Annotated in this window: 4 protein-coding genes; 2 read left to right on the top strand and 2 right to left on the bottom strand. The window is 70.4% G+C overall.

What is annotated here, in order from left to right; all coding sequences use genetic code 11:
- Positions 1–290: methyltransferase domain-containing protein (locus P409_RS31635; RefSeq protein ID WP_034847908.1), on the bottom strand; the 290-nt coding region annotated here is incomplete at its 3' end.
- Between the two features lie 69 nt (positions 291–359).
- A complete protein-coding gene (locus P409_RS31630; RefSeq protein ID WP_034847905.1) occupies positions 360–1,022 on the bottom strand; it encodes an alpha/beta hydrolase in 663 nt (220 codons plus the stop codon).
- Between the two features lie 346 nt (positions 1,023–1,368).
- On the opposite strand from P409_RS31630, the gene P409_RS31625 reads away from it, so the two are divergent.
- Both P409_RS31625 and P409_RS31620 read left to right on the top strand, forming a co-directional pair.
- Complete coding sequence (locus P409_RS31625; RefSeq protein ID WP_034847911.1) at positions 1,369–1,836, top strand: Rrf2 family transcriptional regulator; 468 nt, start codon at positions 1,369–1,371, stop codon at positions 1,834–1,836.
- 10 nt (positions 1,837–1,846) lie between these two features.
- A partial coding sequence (locus P409_RS31620) for a cysteine desulfurase family protein (RefSeq protein ID WP_343285537.1) occupies positions 1,847–2,543 on the top strand: 697 nt, incomplete at its 3' end.

Genomic DNA, 2,543 nt, shown 5'->3' with positions numbered 1-2,543 from the left:
GCGGCGCGGCGCCGGGCGAGGCCGAGCATCGGGGCCGAGATGTCGACGCCCAGCACCTGGCCGCCGGGGCCGACCAGCCGCGCCAGCTCCAGCGTGCTGCCGCCGCTGCCGCAGCCGATGTCGAGCAGCCTTTCGCCCGTCCTGGGGGCCAGCGCCGCGACCGTCTGCCGGCTGAACGGAGCGGTCATCCGGTCGAAGCGGTCCTGCATCTCGACCCAGACCGACCCGCCGGCCTCGTTCCAATAGGCGATCTGGTCGGCGTTCGGCGTCTCGGCTTCGGTCTTCGCCATGCTCGATCCCCTGTATCCTGCCCCGATGCCGCCCGCCCCCGGGCCGGCCGGCTGATCAGCCGGCGGTGATCATTCGGTGGGTTGGGGCGGCGCCAGCTTCACCGACTTGGTCAGGTACTCGTCGATATGGGCCAGCAGCTGGTCGTTGTGCAGCGTGAAGAAGTGGTTCGCCCCCGGCACCAGCCGGTAGTCGATCTTGATGTCCTTCTGCTGCGACAGCTTGTTGACCAGCTTCTGCACCGCGTCATGCGGCACCAGGTCGTCCTTGTCGCCCTGGACGATCAGGCCGGAGGAGGGGCAGGGCGCCAGGAAGGTGAAGTCGTACTTGTTCGCCGGCGGCGCCACCGAGATGAAGCCGTCGATCTCCGGCCGCCGCATCAGGAGCTGCATGCCGATCCAGGCGCCGAAGGAAAAGCCGCCGACCCAGCAGGCCTCGGCATTCGGGTTCAGCGCCTGCAGCCAGTCCAGCGCCGAGGCGGCATCGGACAGCTCGCCCTCGCCGCGGTCATGGATGCCCTGGCTGCGGCCGACGCCGCGGAAGTTGAAGCGCAGCACGGTGAATTCGTGCTTCTTGAACGCCTGGTACAGCGTGTGCACGATCTTGTTGAACATCGTGCCGCCGCCCAGCGGGTCCGGGTGCAGCAGCAGCGCGATCGGCGCGTTGCTGCGCTTGCTCGGGGTGTAACGGCCTTCGAGGCGTCCCTCGGATCCGTTGAAGATGACGTCCGGCATCGGCCGTTAAGCTCCTCGAGATGGCGGCGGGGCGGTCCGGCGCGGTAAGGCGGCTTTCTTGACCATCACACTCGGATATCTATATCTAAGCGGTCACTCACCCTGCCACGTCGCGGACCGTGCCGGCCACCCGCCTCAACACGATCCACGCGAAATGTTCGTATAGCATCGGGACGGCCTGCGTGTTCAAGGGTCTTGATCGAGGCACACCGGACCGGACGGGGCTGAGAGACGCGGATTGCGCTTCAGAGCGGATCGCCGGAGGTGATGGGTCTCCGGTCCGCGGCGCGGGCAGCAGTATGGTTTCCGGTCCGGCGGGCAGGTCGGGCCGATGGGGGCGCAGAAGATGCGTTTGAGCACCAAGGGACGCTACGCCGTCATGGCGATGGTCGACCTGGCGCGGCACGGGGCCGATGGCCCGGTGGCGCTCGCCGACATCGCCCTCCGCCAGGAGATCTCGCTGCCGTATCTCGAGCAGCTCTTCGCCAAGCTGCGCCGTGGCGGCCTGGTCCGCAGCGTGCGCGGGCCCGGGGGCGGCTATCTGATGGCCCGGCCTTGCGGCACGGTGCGCATCTCCGACATCATCTTCGCAGTGGACGAGCCGATCCAGGCCACACGCTGCGAGAAGCACAGCCCGCTGGGCTGCCACAGCGACAAGAGCCGCTGCCTGACCCACGACCTGTGGGAGGAGCTGGGCAACCAGATCCACATGTACCTGTCCTCGGTCACGGTCGAGGACGTGGTCAATCGCCGGGTGCTCGGTTCCAGCCATCTGTTCCCCGCCGGGCAGGGCGTGATCGCCGCCGCCGAGTGAGGCGCGCGCCGTGACCCCCATCGTCTATCTCGATCACAACGCCACCGCGCCGCTGCGGCCGGAGGCGCGCGACGCCATGCTCGCGGCGCTGGACTCGGTGGGCAACCCGTCCTCGGTGCACCGCTTCGGCCGCGAGGCCCGACGACTGGTCGAGACGGGGCGGAGGCAGGTCGCCGCCCTGGCCGGGGTCGTCCCGGCCCAGATCGTCTTCACCGGCGGCGCCACCGAGGCCAACGCCCTGGCGCTGACCGGCCTCGGCCGGCGCCGCGTCCTGACCTCCGCCATCGAGCATGACAGCGCTCTGGCCTGGGCCACCGACCGCATCCCGGTCGGCGACGACGGCCGGATCGATCTCGCGGCCCTTGACCGCATGCTGGCGGCCGGAGCCGAGCCGGCGATCGTCTCGGTCATGGCGGTGAACAACGAGACCGGGGTGATCCAGCCGGTGGCTGGGGCCGCGGCGATCGCCCGCCGCCACGGCGCGCTGGTCCATTGCGATGCGGTCCAGGCAGCGGGCCGCACTTCCTTGCCCGCGGTGGGGGCCGAGGTCGATGCCCTCAGCCTCTCCGCCCACAAGCTGGGCGGGCCGCAGGGCATCGGCGCCCTGGTGCTGCGCGACGGGCTCGCCGGCTTGGCGCCGCTGCTGCGCGGCGGGGGCGCAGGAAGGCCGGCGCCGCGCCGGCACCGAGAATGTCGCCGGCATCGCC

It is taken from the genome of Inquilinus limosus MP06 (genome assembly GCF_000767795.1).
Classification (GTDB): Bacteria; Pseudomonadota; Alphaproteobacteria; order DSM-16000; family Inquilinaceae; genus Inquilinus; species Inquilinus limosus_E.
This window is presented reverse-complemented; position numbering and strand designations above follow the sequence as displayed.